Raw genomic sequence first — 16492 nt, forward strand, 5'->3', positions numbered from 1 at the left:
TGGCCATGACGACGTCGACGCAGTCGTCCTCGCCCGAGGGCGGGGCGGCGTTCAAGGAGCGGCTGCGTACCGGGTTCGGGTTGATCGGCCCGCGTCATCCGCGGCACACGTTGCCCGTGGAGCAGATGGGCGCGCTCTCGCTGCCCCTCGGGGACGACGGTGTGGTGGCGGGCGTCAACGCCGAGGGTCAGCCCGCGGTGCTCGGCGTCAACCGGCCCACGCCGTACGACATTCTCCTCATCGGCGGTCTGTGGACGGCCCAGGTGCTGGCGCTGCGTGCGGCGGCGACGGGCGCCCGGGTGGCCGTGGAGACGGGTCGGCCGCAGGCCTGGATGCCGATGGTGCACGCCATGGGCGGCGGGCAGAACGGCCTGGCCGTCTACGACGTCGGCCGGGTGCCCCCGCAGGGCGCGTCGGCCGGTACGCCCGTGCTGGTGGTGCGGGACTGCGGTATGCGCCCGCCGCGCGGACGCGTGGTGTCGGCGCCGTGGCAGGCCGTGCTCACGCTGCTGCCGTATCTGAGCCCGGTCGCGCCGCGCCTGCTGCGCCAGGCGCGGCTGGTCGGCGTGCAGCGGGTGTCGCCGGACGAGGCCGCGGAGATCGGGCGGGTGATAGGGCTGCCGCGCCCCGAGATCGAGTCGTTGCCCACCCTGCAGGACGGTCTCACCCTGTGGTGCACGGAGCGGGACCGGCAGTACGTGCTGACGCAGGCGACGGATGCCGAGACCGGGCTGCTGGGTGTGGCCCGCCGCATGGACTGACGGCGGCGAACTGCCCCGTTGGCTCCATGGGCCGCATGGGTGGAACGGGGCGAGCTGACTGAGCGGCTCTTTCGGGGCAGCCTGTCGGGACGTCGGCTGACCGATTTCTCGGGACGCGTCCGGCATGGGCCTTCGGGCGGGGGCGGGCGGCTGCTCCGAGGACCCGCCGTGCGTCTCCGGCGGACCGCCGTGCGTCTCCGGCGGACCGCCGCGCATCTCCCAGGGCCCGCCACGTTTTTTCGGGCGGGGCGCTCGGTCCGAGGGATGCGCGTCGGGCCGGGCTGTGACGTCTCACGCGTACACATTCCCCCTGACTGTCATGTCCAACTTGTCGCCTTCTAGCGGGCATTGGGCTGCTTTGCGGAAGCCCGTCGAGTGGGCGGGCCTGCCGGGCTCGCGGTTTTGATGATTAGGCTGGGGCAGAGCACGTCGCGAGTACTCGCGAGCGGGCGATGCGGGCTCTGCGACGACAGGCCCGGGGCCCGAAGGGGGACGGCCCGGCGAATCGGACGACAGTAACGGTCGCCCCAGCACGGCACGAGGGTGCTCGACCACATCAGGAGGAACTGTGAACAGCGATCGGGACGGGATCCGCGGGGGCTGGGACACACCCGACGACGACCAGACCGACGCGGAGTCCGCCATCGAGATGACGGGCGAGTTCACCATCGACTACGCCCCGCCGGCCTGGTACACGCAGAACGCCTCGGGCGCGTCGAACACGGCTCCCCAGGCTCCGACTCCCCCACCGGCCCCGGCGCCCGGTCCCGCCGTGCCTCCGCCGCCGGTCGGGCCTCCCGTGGCCGTACCCGACCTGCCGCACGGCGGCGCTTTCCAGCCCGCCTGGACGCCCACGCCGTCACCCGCACCCGTGGCACCCGAGGAGGAAGCCGAGGACGGCGACCTCGTCAGCGGCGCGACGATGCGGATCTCGTCCTCCTCGCTGAAGCGTGAGATCGCGGAGCGCAACGCGGCGGCGAACACCGACGCCCCGTCCGGCGACGGCACCGCCACGCCCGCGGCCGGGACCGACGTCCAGGCCGGGGGGTACTCCGCGGGCGCGCACTCCGCTGCCGACGAGCCCGGGTCCGGTACGGGGACGCCGGTCGCGTTCTCGACCGGCGCTCCCATGCCCCTCGCGGCGGACGGCGAGGCCGCGCCGCAGAACGGCGCCGGTGACACCGAGGCCGGTTCCGAGCGGGTCACCGGAGAGGGCGGTGCGGACGGTACGGCGGCTCCCGCGGGTGACCTCACGGCTGCCGCCGAGGAGCCCACCGCCGAGGGCCCGCAGGGGAGCGGTGACGGGGGCGCGCCCTCCCTCACGGACCCGACGGGCACACCGGAGGAGACCGAGGGCACCGATCAGGAAACCCAGAGCGCCCAGCCCTCCGGCGGCACGCCCGGCACCTCCGGCGCATCCGCCACATCGGGTACGCCCGCCCCGTCCGGCTCACCCGCCGGGACGCCGGACTCCCTCGCACCGGACAACACCGCACCGGACAACTCCGCACCGGAGGGTGCCCCGGACGACGACGGCGCCCACGGCGCCGAGACGCCCGCCGGTCCCGACAGCGCCGGTCAGAGCTCCGCGCAGCCCGTAGGACTCGCCGCTCCCGCGCCGGACGCCCCGGCCGCCTGGACTCCCCCGCCGGCACCGCAGAGCGGCGTCCCGCCGCTGCCGCCGTCCTACCAGCCCGCGGCACCGGCCCCGGCGGCGCAGTGGCCCGCACAGCCCCAGCCGCAGGCTCCGTCCGTCCCACAGCCGGATCCGGCCCAGGCTCAGCCCGGCGGATACGGCTTCCCCCCGCCGCCTCCACAGCAGCAGCCCCCGCAACAGCAGCTCCAGCAGCAGCCGTTCCAGCCGCAGGCCCCGCAGCCCGCGCCGGCCTCCTGGAGCGCCCCGGCACAGCCCGCCCCGCAGGCACCACCCGGCTACGGCTTCCCGCAGCCCGGCAGCGACAACGCCCCGGCGCCCGCTGCGCCCCAGCCCACCCCTCCGGCTCCCCCGCAGGGCGGCTACGGCTTCCCCCCGCAGCCCCCTGCCCCGGCGCCGAACCCGCAGGGCGGCTACGGCTTCCCGCCACCCCCCGCGCAACCGCAGACCGGTCCGCAGCAGTCGGGGTACGGCTTCCCCCAGCCTCCGGCCCCGCCCGCGCCGAACTCGCCCGACTCCCCTGCCCAGGCAGGCGGATACGGCTTCCCCCCGCCGCCCGCGCAGCAGGGCCAGCCGGGCCAGCCGCAGCCGGGTCAGCAGCCTCAGCCCCAGCCCGGCCCCCAGGGCCAGCAGCCCCACCCGCCGGTCGACCCCCGTACCGGTGCCGCCTGGCCGCAGCCGATGCAGCACGACCAGCGGCAGGCGACGCATTCCGGTGCCGCGCCGCTCGGTTACACCGCGGCGGTGGAGCTGTCCTCGGACCGACTGCTCAACAGCAAGCGGCAGAAGGCGAAGAGCAGCCGTCCGGCTGCCGCCGGCGGCCGGTTCAAGCTGGGCGGAAAGAAGGAAGAGGCCGAGCGGCAGCGGAAGTTGGACCTGATCCGCACCCCGGTGCTGTCCTGCTACCGGATCGCCGTGATCAGCCTCAAGGGCGGCGTCGGCAAGACCACGACCACCACCGCCCTGGGCTCCACCCTGGCGACCGAGCGGCAGGACAAGATCCTCGCGATCGACGCCAACCCGGACGCCGGTACGCTCGGCCGCCGCGTGCGCCGGGAGACCGGGGCAACCATCCGTGACCTCGTCCAGGCGATCCCGTACCTCAACTCGTACATGGACATCCGGCGGTTCACCTCCCAGTCGCCCTCCGGCCTGGAGATCATCGCCAACGACGTCGACCCCGCCGTGTCGACCACGTTCAACGACGAGGACTACCGGCGCGCGATCGACGTGCTGGGCAAGCAGTACCCGGTCATCCTGACCGACTCCGGCACCGGTCTGCTGTACAGCGCCATGCGCGGTGTGCTGGACCTCGCCGACCAGTTGATCATCATCTCGACGCCGTCCGTGGACGGTGCGAGCAGTGCGAGTACGACGCTGGACTGGCTCTCCGCGCACGGGTACGCCGACCTGGTCTCCCGCTCCCTCACCGTCATCTCCGGTGTCCGTGAGACCGGCAAGATGATCAAGGTCGAGGACATCGTGGCGCACTTCGAGACGCGGTGCCGGGGTGTGGTCGTGGTGCCGTTCGACGAGCACCTCGCGGCCGGTGCCGAGGTCGACCTGGACATGATGCGGCCGAAGGTGCGGGAGGCGTACTTCAACCTCGCCGCGATGGTCGCCGAGGACCTGGTACGGCATCAGCAGGCGCATGGCCTGTGGACGAGCGATGGCAATCCGCCGCCGGTGGCCGCGCCGCCGATGCCGGGGCACCAGGGCCCGGGACAGGAGCTGTATACGGGGCCCATTCAGGGGCAGCAGGCCCCCGGTCAGCCGGGTCCGTACCCGCAGCAGCCGTACCCCGGCCAGCCGGGGCAACCGGGCCAGCCGGGACCGGGACAGTTCGCGCCCGGCCAGCCCTACCCTCAGCCGGGCCAGCCAGGTCACCCGGGACAGCCGCCCGCCCACCCGGGGCAGCCCGGCCAGCCGGGTCCGTACCCGCAGTCCGGTCCGCAGCCCTACCCGCCGCAGCAGGGACAGCCCGGTCAGCCGTACCCCGGCCACCCGCAGCCGGACGGACAGACCCCGCCCCCTCCCCCGCCGCCACAGCAGTAGGCCGCACGACATGAGCGAAGGGCGGCCGGTGCCCGACGCACCGGCCGCCCTTCGATGTCATGAAGAAAAAGAAACAGAGATAGAGACGGAGACCGAGGCAGACGCAGAGAGCGGCGAAGGCCTGCTACTCGGTCGCCGCCCCCGCCACCAGGTCCCGGCAGCGCTTGACGTCCTCGGCCATCTGCTCCAGCAGCGCGTCCAGCGTGTCGAACTTGGCCTGCCCGCGCACGAAGGCCAGGAAGTCGACGGCGACGTGCAGCCCGTACAGGTCGAGGCCCACGCGGTCGATGGCGTACGCCTCCACCGTGCGCTCGGTGCCGTCGAACTGCGGGTTCGTGCCGACGGAGATCGCCGCCGGCATGGCCTCGCCGTTCACGTGCAGCCAGCCCGCGTAGACGCCGTCGGCGGGGATCGCGGTGTGCGGGAGGGTCTCGACGTTCGCGGTCGGGAAACCGAGTTCGCGGCCACGCTGGGCGCCTCGGACGACCACGCCCTCCACCCGGTGCGGGCGGCCCAGGATCTCCGCGGCGCCCTCGACGTCGCCCTCGGCGACCAGGCGCCGGGTCAGGGTCGAGGAGAACGGCTCGCCGCCGCCCGCCTCGCCGCGTACGTACAGGTCGACGATCTCGACCTCGAAGTCGTAGATCTTGCCCTGCCCGGCGAGGAACTCGACGTTCCCCGCGGCCTTGTGGCCGAAGCGGAAGTTCGGGCCCTCGACGACCGCCTTCGCGCGCAGCTTGTCGACCAGGACCTTGACGACGAACTCGGCGGGCGAGAGTTTCGAGAACTCCGTCGTGAACGGGAGGATCAGAAGGGCGTCCACGCCGAGGTCGGCCATGAGTTCGGCGCGGCGGTGGTGCGGGGCCAGCAACGGCGGGTGGGTGCCGGGGCGGACCACTTCGCTGGGGTGCGGGTCGAAGGTGACGACGACGGCGGGAACGCCCAGCTCGCGGGCGCGTTCCACGGCATGCCGGATGATCAGCTGGTGTCCGCGGTGAACTCCGTCGTAGGACCCGATGGTGACGACGCTGCGCCCCCAGTCCTGGGGGATGTCCTCCAAGCCACGCCAGCGCTGCACTGTGACCGCTCCTCGTCGCATCCTCGCCGAACCTGTGTCCGTCGCTCCGCCTCTTACGCAGGTCTAAGGGTGCCATGCCGCGTGCCCTTGCCCGGCATCGGCACCGGCATGGGGGCTGTGACCCAGCGCACGCACGCCGGCTACACGGCACCCCCCACACCAGCCGACGCGGGCGTCGTCGCGGGAGGCAGCCGCAGTCAGCGCGGGAAGCGCGTGCCGGTGCGCCTTCCGGTCACACCACCAGCCGCACGGCGGTCTCCGGGCGTCGCCGGGTCGCCTCCTCCCGCAGCAGGGCGGCGACCCGTGGGGCCAGGGCGGGCGTGGTGACGTCGGCGAGGGTGCGCCTTGCCTCCCCGGCGTCCGGGCGGCGCAGCCGCGCACGGAAGGCGTCCAGGACCGGCTCGGGGTGGGTCGCGAGGGCGGGAACGAGGGCGCTCGGCGGGAGCCGCGGGTCGCCGGCCACGAAGTGTCCGAGCGCCTGCGGGAGATGGCGGGCGCGGGTGCGTGGATCGTGGACCAGCAGGGCTAGCGCACCGCCGTCCACGGTGCGGTCGTCTGGGTGGTCGAGCAGGGCGAGGGCGGCGCGGCGCAGCAGTGCGCGGTCCGCCTCGGTGCGTACGTGCGGGGCGGCCCGCAGCCCGTACGCCACCGCCGCGCCCCGGCGTGCGGGCCGCTCGTCGCGGGCCCACCGGTCGACGGCTCGGCAGATCGCGGACGGCTCGTCCTGCGCCAGTACGTCGAGCAGTTCCTCCGCCCGCTGGTGCGCGCAGGTCACCAGCAGCTCCGTGAGGTCGTCGAGCGCGCGGTGCCGGTGGGTGTGCAGCAGGGCCTGCGCCGCCTGTGCGACGGTCGCGTGCGGGGTGGCGGGCAGTGGCCGTTCGTCGTCGAACCAGTCGATGAGGTGCGCCTGTACGGCGGTGGGGTCCGCGGTGAGCAGTCCGGCGACGGCGTCGAGGAACCGTGGTCCGGCCTGGTGCGGAGGGCCGTCGGCCAGGACGAGGCGGCGCAGGAGGTCGAGCCGGGTGCCCGGCGGGAGCGGCAGGGCGGTCCAGAAGTCGGGGCCGAGTTCCGCGGGCGGCGGCAGCGGCGGTTCCTGTTGCCGTCGGCGCACGATCCGGTCGGTGAGCAGGCGCAGGAGGGGCGTGTACGGGGTGGCGTCCGGGACGCGCCGCAGGACCTCGGTGAGGAGGCGGGCGGCCCACCAGGGGCAGGGGTCGGTGTCGAGGGCGTCGGTCAACTCCTCCAGGCGGCGGGAGAGTTGGGGCGTTCCGTGCTGGCGGGCGAGGAGCAGCAGGGCCTGGACGACGGGGCCGATGCGGTGGTGCGGTACGGGCACTGTGGGCGCGCTGCCGGGCGGGGCGGGGTTGGGGTGGATCAGAGCGCGCAGGGCCTGGTCCAGGTCGAGGTGCGTGCCCTGGAGCCAGTCGGCGAGTTCCTCGTGGGCGAAGCGGTAGCCGGTGCCGGCGGGGACGAGGAGGCCCTCGGTGAGGACGGCGGACGCCCAGCCGGTGCCGCCGCCGAGCCGCGCGGGGGCCTGGCCCCACGGGAACACCTCCTCGAAGGACTCCCGGTCCAGTTCGCCCCGGCCGGAGCCGAGGGACCGGCGGGCGGCCTCGTGCACCTGTCCCGCGACCTTGGCGGCGAGCCGGCGCACGGCGGCGCCGCGCAGTCCCTGTCCGCCGGCCAGCCGGAGGGCGACGCGCAGGCACATCAGGTCGAGGTACGCCGAGAACACCTCGTCTCTGTCGACGCGGGTGTGGGAGTGGGCCTGCCCCTGGGGTGCGTCGGCAAGGGCCGCGTGGACCTCGGAGAGGAGCCGGAGGGTGAGGGGGTGACGGGCGTCGGGGTCGGCGAGGGCGTCGTCGGGGATGCGGTAGCGCGCGCGTGCCCGGCGGGCCTCGTCCTCGCGCAGGTCTCCCAGGCGCACATGGGGAGGGAGGAACCGCAGCACGGTCTCACCTGCCTCGCCGGCATCAACAGCCTCAGCGGCATCACCGGCCTCGCGGCCGCCTCCCCGCCCGGTGCGGTCCCTGGGGTCGTACAGCGTCCCCGCCGGGAATCCCAGCCCCGCTTCCTCCCAGAACTCCGCCCGGCACGCCACCACCAGCCGTGCGCCCGTGTCCCGCAGCCATGCCGCCGTCCCCGCGGTCCACTCGGGAAGGCGCTGGGCCAGGGCCCGCGGCATTTCCTCGGGGCCGTCGAGCATGAGCAGGAGGGGACGGCCCGCGGTGTGCGAGAGGCGGGCGAGACGGTCCGGGGTGAGGTCACCGAGGTCGTCGGCGAGGGCGGACCGTGACGCCGCGACGATCCGGGCGGCCCGGGTCAGCGCCCGGCTCACGGCGTCCTCGACCGAGAGGTCCCCGTCCTCCAGATCCGCCCCGCGCAGCCACAGTGTGGGGGCCGGCCGCGCACCCTGGTGGCGTCGGTCGGCCAGCGCCGCGAGTTGTGTCGTACGCCCGCTCCCTGGATCCCCGACGAGACCGAGGACGGCGGTCGGCCCCTGGTCGAAGGCGGCGAACTCCGCGGCCGTGGCGGCCCGTTCGACGACCTCCGCCACCTGCGGCGGTCCGTCCTGCGCCACGGAGGTGACCGTCAGTTCGAGTACGCCCGCGAGGTTGAGGTCGGCGCCGTAGGCGGGGACGGTGGCGGCGTTCTCGGTGAGCAGGGCGGCGAGGGGGCCTTCGGGGGCCGGGCGCAGCGGGACCGCGAAGGCGGCGTCCCGGTGGCCGCTGCGCAGGGCGGTGCCGAGGACACCGATCACCGCGCCGGTCCCGGCGTCGAGCACCGGGCCACCGGCCGCCCCGCCGCCGGGCCGCAACGCGTCCCGCCCTGCCGTGCCGATCGCCAACTCCAGTACGCCGTCGAGGAGATGCGAGCCGTCCGTGGCCGCGTACGTCGCGTCGGCCACTCCCAGAACCCGCGCCTCGCGCCAGCACCCGGCCGGGAGCCGCACATACGCGCCGCTGTCGACCCGGTCCCGCACGGTCACCGGGAGCGGGGCCACGCCGAGACCCTCGGTGCGTACGAGAGCCAGGCCCAGCTCGGGCAACGGGGTCACCGCGTCGGCGGCCACCACGCACCCACGGTCCTCGGTGGCGTACAGCGCGAGTCGGGGCAGGCCGTCGACGGTCTCGTGGCTGGTGACGACCGTGCCGTGGTGGTCGGCCAGGAAGCCGGTGCCGCGGGGGCGCCCGGCGAGGTCGTGGATGCGCACGAGAGCCTCGTCGCACCGGCCGCGCGGGTAGCGGGAGGGGTCCGCCGCTCGGGAAGGCCGCTCGGGGTCCTCGGTCCAGGGCGGCCATGCGAGGTCGTCGGCCCGGGACGGGCACGCGATGTGGTCGGTCCCGGGCGGCCGCGCGATGTCGTCGGCCGGGGGCAGGCGCGCGGTGTCGTCGGCGTCCTCGCCCCGCACGCTCCGTCCCGCCATGGTCGAACCTCCCCGCCGTACGCGTGTGCGTGTCCTCCGTACGCACGCACGTGCCTGTTTCGACGGTAGGCGCGAGATGATCAGCCGGACAGGTCCCGGGACGAACGCGCCCCCTCCCGCTCCCCCGCTTCACTCCGAGCGCCTGCCCGGACGGGTGAATGGGCGGGGGTGGCTGGACACCCTAGGGGTGGGGGAACCGAGGGGGACCCGTGGAGCGGCGTCAGTGACGACCCCGTGATCGCCGCTCCACGGGCGAAGGACACCTCGTGCGTCCGTCAGCCGAAGACGGCCAGGCTCTTGGCCCTGCCCTTCTGCTCCTCGACGAGGGCGAGGAAGACGCCCTCGGGGTCGAAGACGGCCACGGCGCCCCGGCCCTCGTACTCGTCGGGCATGTCGAGCCGCACGCCGTTCGTCAGCAGCCGGGCCCGTCGGGCGTCCACGTCCCAGCGCGGGAACGCGGCCGCAGCGGCGTCGGCGACCGGCATCACCGTGAGCTCCTGCTGGAGTTGGTCGAGGGTCCGGGCGGAGTCGAGCTTGTACGGACCCACGCGGGTCCGGCGCAGCGCCGTGAGGTGACCGCCGACGCCGAGATCGGCGCCGAGATCGCGGGCGAGCGCCCGGATGTACGTGCCGGACGAGCAGACCACCGACACCACCAGGTCGAGGACCGGGGTGCCGTCCTCGGCGACGGCGTCCCGGAGGTCGTACACCGCGAAGGACGAGACGGTGACCGGCCGGGCGGGGATGTCGAACTCCTCGCCCTCACGCGCCCGCTTGTAGGAGCGGACGCCGTCGATCTTGATGGCGCTGACCTTCGACGGCACCTGCATGATGTCGCCGCTCAGCTTGGCGATCCCCGCGTCGACGGCGTCGCGGGTGACCTTCGAGGCGTCGACCGACCTCGTGATCTCGCCCTCGGCGTCGTCGGTGAGGGTGGTCTGACCCAGGCGGATCGTGCCCAGGTACTCCTTCTCGGTGAGCGCGAGATGCCCGAGGAGCTTGGTCGCCTTCTCGACGCCGAGCACGAGCACTCCGGTCGCCATCGGGTCGAGCGTGCCGGCATGCCCGACGCGCCGGGTCCTGGCGATCCCGCGCATCTTGGCGACGACGTCGTGCGAAGTGAAGCCCGGCGGCTTGTCGACGATGACAAGGCCGTCGGGCGTCTGGTTCTTCTGGGTCATTCGGTGCTGTCGTCCTCGTCTTCACCCGGCTTCTTGTACGGGTCCGCGTCACCGGCGTAGTGGGCGCCGGCGGAGACCTCGCGCACCTTCTCGTCGGACTGGCGGGCCTTGTCGAGGAGGTCGTCGATGGTCTTGGCGGTGTCGGGCAGCGCGTCCGCGACGAAGGTCAGCGTCGGCGTGAACTTCACGCCCGCCGCCGCGCCGACCGCGGAACGGAGCACGCCCTTGGCGCTCTCCAGTCCGGCGGCCGCGGCCGCACGCTCCTCGTCGTCCCCGTACACCGTGTAGAAGACGGTCGCCTCCCGCAGGTCACCCGTTACCCGGGTGTCCGTGATGGTGACGTTCGAGCCGAGCCGCGGGTCCTTGATCCCGCGCAGCAGCTTCTGGGCCACCACCTCTCGGATGAGGTCCGCCAGCCTCTTAGCCCGCGCGTTGTCGGCCACTGGTCGTCTCCCGTTCTTCCTGTTCCACGTTCATAGAATCTGGTCGCCCGAAGGGCATCTAGTCGTCGTCGCCGTGCAGGCGCCGTCTCACCGACAGCAGCTCCACCTCGGGGTGTCCGGCGACCAGCCGCTCACACCGGTCCAGAACGTCGGTGATGTGCCCCGTGTCGCCGGACACCATGGCCAGGCCGATGATCGCCCGGCGATGAAGGTCCATGTGTTCCACCTCGGCCGCGCTCACCGCGTACTTCCGCTGGAGCTCGGCGACGATCGGGCGGACCACGGAGCGCTTCTCCTTCAACGACCGTACGTCGCCGAGGAGAAGGTCGAAGGACAGAGTCCCCACATACATGTGTGTAACCGGTTCACCCGCCGGTCCGGGATCGATGGCCCCGCCATCCATGGGGCAGGGACATCAGAACCGTACAACGAACGGCCGGGGCCGATCGACGGAAATAATATCCGTCGACCGGCCCCGGACCGGACCGTCCCGGAAGTCCGAGCGCTTACGCGCGCGGCTTCTCCCGCATCTCGTACGTCGCGATGACGTCGTCGATCTTGATGTCGTTGAAGTTTCCGAGGTTGATACCGCCCTCGAAGCCTTCGCGGATCTCGGTGACGTCGTCCTTGAAGCGGCGCAGCCCGGAGATGGTGAGGTTCTCCGCGATGACCTTGCCGTCGCGGACCAGGCGCGCCTTGGTGTTGCGCTTGACCTCGCCCGAGCGGACCAGGACACCGGCGATGTTGCCCAGCTTGGACGACTTGAAGACCTCGCGGATCTCCGCCGTGCCGAGCTCGACCTCCTCGTACTCCGGCTTGAGCATGCCCTTGAGGGCCGCCTCGATCTCCTCGATGGCCTGGTAGATCACCGAGTAGTACCGGACGTCGACGCCCTCGCGGTCCGCCATCTGCGCCGCGCGGCCCGCAGCGCGGACGTTGAAGCCGATGACGATGGCGTCGGAGCCGGTCGCCAGGTCGATGTCCGACTCGGTGACCGCACCCACGCCGCGGTGCAGGACGCGGATGTCGACCTCTTCGCCGACGTCGAGCTGGAGCAGCGAGGACTCGAGAGCCTCCACCGAACCGGACGCGTCGCCCTTGATGATGAGGTTGAGTTCCTGCACCAGACCGGCCTTGAGGGCCTCGTCCAGGTTCTCCAGGGAGAACCGGACACCCCGGCGGGCGAAGTTGGCGTTGCGCTCACGAGCGGCACGCTTCTCGGCGATCTGACGCGCCGTGCGGTCCTCGTCGACAACCAGGAAGTTGTCGCCGGCGCCCGGAACGTTGGTGAGACCGAGAACCAGGACGGGCGTCGACGGACCCGCTTCCTCGACGTTGTTGCCGTTGTCGTCGAGCATCGCCCGGACACGGCCGTACGCGTCGCCGACCACCATGGTGTCGCCGATGCGCAGCGTGCCGCGCTGGACCAGGACCGTCGAGACGGCACCACGGCCACGGTCGAGGTGGGACTCGATCGCGATGCCCTGCGCGTCCTGCTCCGGGTTGGCCCGCAGGTCGAGCGAGGCGTCCGCGGTGAGGACCACGGCCTCCAGCAGGCTCTCGATGTTGAGGCCCTGCTTGGCGGAGATGTCGACGAACATGGTGTCGCCGCCGTACTCCTCGGCCACCAGCCCGTACTCGGTCAGCTGACCGCGCACCTTGGTCGGGTCGGCGCCCTCGACGTCGATCTTGTTGACCGCGACGACGATCGGGACGTCGGCCGCCTTCGCGTGGTTGAGCGCCTCGACCGTCTGCGGCATGACGCCGTCGTTGGCCGCGACGACCAGGATCGCGATGTCGGTCGACTTCGCACCACGGGCACGCATGGCGGTGAACGCCTCGTGACCCGGGGTGTCGATGAAGGTGATCCTGCGCTCTTCGTCGTTGACCTGGGTCGCGACCTGGTACGCACCGATGTGCTGCGTGATACCGCCGGCCTCGCCCGCGACGACGTTCGTCTTGCGGATGGTGTCGAGGAGGCGGGTCTTACCGTGGTCGACGTGACCCATGACGGTCACGACCGGCGGACGCGGCATGAGGAATTCCTCGCCGCCCTCGTCCTCGCCGAACTCGATGTCGAAGGACTCGAGCAGCTCGCGGTCCTCCTCCTCCGGGCTGACGATCTCGAGGATGTAGTTCATCTCATCCGCGAGGAGCTTCAGCGTCTCGTCGGAGACGGACTGCGTGGCGGTGACCATCTCACCGAGGTTCATCATCACGGCGACGAGCGACGCCGGGTTGGCGTTGATCTTCTCCGCGAAGTCGGTGAGGGACGCACCGCGCGACAGGCGGACGGACTGTCCGTTGCCGCGAGGCAGCATCACGCCGCCGACCGACGGGGCCTGCATGGCCTCGTACTCCTGGCGCCTCTGCCGCTTCGACTTGCGACCGCGACGCGCGGGACCGCCGGGACGACCGAAGGCGCCCTGCGTGCCACCACGACCGCCCGGACCACCGGGACGACCACCGAAGCCGGGACGACCGCCGCCGCCACCGGGACCACCGGGACGACCGGCGAAACCGCCGCCACCGCCACCGGGACCACCGGGACGACCGGCGAAGCCGCCACCGCCACCGGGACCGGCCGGACGACCGGCGAAGCCGCCGCCGCCCGGACGACCGCCGCCACCGGGACGACCGCCACCGCCGGGACCACGACCGCCGGGGCCGCCGCCACCGGGACGGGGGCCGGCAGCGGGACGCTGCGGCATCATGCCGGGGTTCGGACGGGCGCCGCCGGGGCCGCCGCCGGGACGCGGACCGCCGCCCTGCGGGCGGGGCATGCCGCCCGGGGTGGGACGGGCGCCGCCCGGAGCCTGCGGACGGGGACCGCCCGACGCGCCCTGGGGACGGGGACCGCCCTGGCCGGAGCCCTGCGGACGCGGAGCGCCGCCGGGGCCTGACTGGCCGCCGGGACGCGGGGCACCGCCCGGACGGGGCGCCTGCGGGCGCGCCATGCCGGTGGAGCCACCAGAGGTGAACGGGTTGTTGCCGGGACGCGGACCGGCCGGACGAGCACCGGGACGCGGCGCCTGACCACCGGGACGCTGACCACCGGGACGGTCGCCGCGGTCACCGCGGTCACCACGGCCCTGGCCGCCCTGGCCGGGGCCGGACGGACGGGCACCCTGACGCGGGCCCTGGCCGCCCTGACCCTGGCCGGCCGGACGCGGAGCGCCCGGACGGGGGCCGGAGCCGGTGCCGGTGCCCGAGGAGGCAGCCGGTGCGGCGGGAGCCGCCGGCGGTGCCGTGAACTCGGGCGTGGTCGGAGCCGGGGACGCCGGGGCGGGCCGCGGCGCGGGCTTCGGGCCCGGAGTGGGACGGGGGCCGGGAGTGGCCGGCGCGGCGGGAGCCGCGGGCTTCTCGGCGGCGGCCGGCTTGGGGGCCGCCGGGCGCGGGGGAGCCGGACGGGCTCCCTGCGCGGGAGAGGGGGCGCCCGGCTTGGCCGGGGCAGCCTTGCGTGCGGCGGGCTTGCCGCCTCCGTTGCCCTGCTGGAGGGCATCGGTCAGCTTGCGTACAACGGGCGCCTCGATCGTCGAGGACGCCGAACGGACAAATTCACCGAGTTCTTGGAGCTTGGCCATGACGACCTTGCTCTCCACCCCGAACTCCTTGGCGAGTTCGTATACCCGGACCTTAGCCACTTCGCTCCTTTTAGGTCCGGGTTGCGTCCGGACCGTCGCTACTTCATGGGCGTACTCATCGCGTGCTCATCGAGTGCTCATCGCAATCTCGACCTACTTCCAACTCGCGGGGTACCAGGGCCGCACGGGGTTCCGCGCGACACTTCTTACGGTGTTGCCTGCTCGACGTAGCGGCGCAACGCCTGGGTGTCGAGCGGTCCCGGGGCGCGCAGCGCCCTTGGGAACGCCCGACGGCGTATCGCCAGATCGAGACAGACCAGGGCGGGGTGCAGATACGCACCCCGGCCGGGCAGCGTACCGCGATCATCGGGGACACATTCGCCCTCGATCGCCACGGTCCGCAGCAAGTCCTTCTTGGCCGCTCGCTCCCGGCACCCCACACAGGTGCGCTCAGGGCATGCGCGGGCTCGCGTCCGGCCAGACACTCTTAAGTCTACCTCCCCGCAACGACCTCACCCCTGTGGGGCAAGCATCGAACAGTTGCCGCACACCAAACTGTCGTGATCTGAGCGACCTGCGGCTTGGATCTATTCCCCGGGCTGCTCGGTGTCCGGGCGGATGTCGATCCGCCAGCCGGTGAGCCGGGCCGCGAGCCGGGCGTTCTGCCCTTCCTTGCCGATCGCCAGCGACAGCTGGTAGTCCGGCACGGTCACCCGCGCCGACCGGGCCGCCATGTCCACGACCTCGACCTTGGAGACGCGGGCCGGGGACAGCGCGTTCGCCACCATCTCGGCCGGGTCGTCCGACCAGTCGACGATGTCGATCTTCTCACCGTTGAGCTCGCCCATGACATTGCGCACGCGTCCGCCCATGGGGCCGATGCAGGCGCCCTTGGCGTTCAGACCCGAACGGGTGGACCGGACGGCGATCTTCGTGCGGTGTCCGGCCTCGCGGGCGATGGCGGCGATCTCGACGGAACCGTCGGCGATCTCCGGCACCTCGAGGGCGAAGAGCTTCTTCACCAGATTGGGGTGCGTACGGGAGAGGGTCACGGACGGACCGCGCACTCCCTTCGCCACCCGTACGACGTACGACCGAAGGCGCATGCCGTGCTGGTACGTCTCGCCCGGAACCTGCTCCTGCACCGGCAGGATGGCCTCCAGCTTGCCGATGTCCACCAGCACGTTCTTCGGGTCGCGGCCCTGCTGGACCACGCCGGTGACGATGTCGCCCTCGCGGCCCGCGTACTCGCCAAGCGTCGCGTCGTCCTCGGCGTCGCGCAGCCGCTGCAGGATGATCTGCTTGGCGGTGGTGGCGGCGATACGGCCGAAGCCGGACGGGGTGTCGTCGAACTCGCGGGCCTCCTGGCCCTCTTCGAGGTCGTCCGGGTCCTCCTTCGCCCACACGGTCACATGCCCGGTCTCCCGGTTGAGCTCCACGCGCGCGTGACGGCGGCTTCCCTCGGTGCGGTGGTAGGCGATGAGGAGGGCCGACTCGATCGCCTCGACCAGCAGGTCGAAGGAGATCTCCTTCTCCCGAACCAAGCCCCGCAGGGCGCTCATGTCGATGTCCACGGCTACGCCTCCTCTTCTTCCGTCATGTCCTTCTTGTCCTTGCGGTTGAACTCCACCTGCACGCGGGCCTTGTCGATGTCCGCGAAGGCGAGTGTGCGGGTGGTGGCCTTGCGGCCCTTGACGCCGGGCACTTCCACGTCGAGACCCTCGTCGTCGACCTGGAGGATCCGCGCGACCAGCTCGTCGCCCTCGTGCAGCTGGAACTTCACCAGCCGGTCGACGGCGCGTACGTAGTGCCGGTGCTCCTTGAGGAGGCGCTCCGCGCCGGGGGTGCCGACTTCGAGGGTGTACTCGCCCTCCCCCATCGCGTCCGTCTCGTCGAGCTTCGCCGAGAGCGCGCGGCTCACATCGGCGATCCGGTCCAGGTCCGCACCGGTGTCGGAGTCGACGACGACGCGCAGCACACGCTTGCGTCCGACCGAGTCCACCGCGATCTCCTCGAGATCGAGGCCCTGGGAGCCGACGAGCGGCTCCAGAAGTTCTCGCAGCCTCTCGCTCTGGGTGGTGCTCATCCGGGTGACTCCTCGGCCGCGTGTGCTGTTGTGGGGAACGTCGCGTGTCTGGTCAAAGGGTATCCGGTCCCAGGGTGTGTTGCCGTCCACCGTGCCCCCGGGGCCCTTGGCGCGGGCTCCGGCGGCGCCGGTGAGCGGTGGCGGGCCGGTACGCGGGTACCGTGATCACCTGCGGGGCCGCCCTTCCCGCCCGTGTGTTCGTACGAGCTCCCGAGGACGTCTG

Annotated in this window: 11 protein-coding genes; 2 read left to right on the forward strand and 9 right to left on the reverse strand. The window is 72.8% G+C overall.

Annotated features, from left to right (window positions below; translation table 11 throughout):
• The first annotated feature begins 5 nt into the window (after positions 1–5).
• Positions 6–761, forward strand: a complete 756-nt coding sequence (locus ABZ027_RS12655) for a hypothetical protein (protein WP_356767545.1) — start codon at positions 6–8, stop codon at positions 759–761.
• Between the two features lie 568 nt (positions 762–1329).
• On the forward strand, positions 1330–4470 hold the full coding sequence (locus ABZ027_RS12660; RefSeq protein ID WP_356767303.1) for an SCO5717 family growth-regulating ATPase: 3141 nt from the start codon (positions 1330–1332) through the stop codon (positions 4468–4470).
• Between the two features lie 124 nt (positions 4471–4594).
• Here the strand turns inward: ABZ027_RS12660 and ABZ027_RS12665 are convergent, their stop codons facing one another.
• The 9 genes from ABZ027_RS12665 to rimP form a co-directional block, all read right to left on the reverse strand.
• Positions 4595–5548 (reverse strand): bifunctional riboflavin kinase/FAD synthetase, encoded by a 954-nt coding sequence (locus ABZ027_RS12665; RefSeq protein ID WP_356767305.1) that lies wholly within the window; start codon positions 5546–5548, stop codon positions 4595–4597.
• A gap of 232 nt (positions 5549–5780) precedes the next feature.
• Positions 5781–8762, reverse strand: a complete 2982-nt coding sequence (locus ABZ027_RS12670; RefSeq protein WP_356767547.1) for a trypsin-like peptidase domain-containing protein — start codon at positions 8760–8762, stop codon at positions 5781–5783.
• Positions 8763–9250: 488 nt separating this feature from the next.
• On the reverse strand, positions 9251–10156 hold the full coding sequence (gene truB, locus ABZ027_RS12675) for a tRNA pseudouridine(55) synthase TruB (RefSeq protein ID WP_356767307.1): 906 nt from the start codon (positions 10154–10156) through the stop codon (positions 9251–9253).
• The gene (gene rbfA / locus ABZ027_RS12680) at positions 10153–10599 is read right to left on the reverse strand and encodes a 30S ribosome-binding factor RbfA (protein ID WP_356767309.1); all 447 of its coding nucleotides are present in this window, start codon (positions 10597–10599) and stop codon (positions 10153–10155) included. The genes truB and rbfA overlap by 4 nt, the downstream gene beginning before the upstream one ends.
• Before the next feature lie 58 nt (positions 10600–10657).
• Entirely contained in the window at positions 10658–10951 is a 294-nt protein-coding gene (locus ABZ027_RS12685) for a DUF503 domain-containing protein (protein WP_356767311.1), read from the reverse strand.
• Positions 10952–11105: 154 nt separating this feature from the next.
• Positions 11106–14243, reverse strand: a complete 3138-nt coding sequence (gene infB / locus ABZ027_RS12690; protein WP_356767313.1) for a translation initiation factor IF-2 — start codon at positions 14241–14243, stop codon at positions 11106–11108.
• Positions 14244–14389: 146 nt separating this feature from the next.
• Positions 14390–14668, reverse strand: a complete 279-nt coding sequence (locus tag ABZ027_RS12695) for a YlxR family protein (RefSeq protein WP_356767315.1) — start codon at positions 14666–14668, stop codon at positions 14390–14392.
• 102 nt (positions 14669–14770) lie between these two features.
• The gene (nusA, locus tag ABZ027_RS12700; protein WP_356767317.1) at positions 14771–15757 is read right to left on the reverse strand and encodes a transcription termination factor NusA; all 987 of its coding nucleotides are present in this window, start codon (positions 15755–15757) and stop codon (positions 14771–14773) included.
• A gap of 2 nt (positions 15758–15759) precedes the next feature.
• Entirely contained in the window at positions 15760–16269 is a 510-nt protein-coding gene (rimP, locus tag ABZ027_RS12705; protein ID WP_356767319.1) for a ribosome maturation factor RimP, read from the reverse strand.
• Positions 16270–16492 lie beyond the last annotated feature (223 nt).

Source organism: Streptomyces sp. NPDC006332, assembly GCF_040612855.1.
Lineage (GTDB): Bacteria > Actinomycetota > Actinomycetes > Streptomycetales > Streptomycetaceae > Streptomyces.

What these genes read in the sequence shown, in the direction of transcription:
- ABZ027_RS12655 (WP_356767545.1), top strand. Translation starts at nt 6, where the DNA reads ATGACGACGTCGACGCAGTCGTCCTCGCCCGAGGGCGGGGCGGCGTTC.
- truB (WP_356767307.1), bottom strand. Translation starts at nt 10,156, where the DNA reads ATGACCCAGAAGAACCAGACGCCCGACGGCCTTGTCATCGTCGACAAG.
- ABZ027_RS12685 (WP_356767311.1), bottom strand. Translation starts at nt 10,951, where the DNA reads ATGTATGTGGGGACTCTGTCCTTCGACCTTCTCCTCGGCGACGTACGG.
- rimP (WP_356767319.1), bottom strand. Translation starts at nt 16,269, where the DNA reads ATGAGCACCACCCAGAGCGAGAGGCTGCGAGAACTTCTGGAGCCGCTC.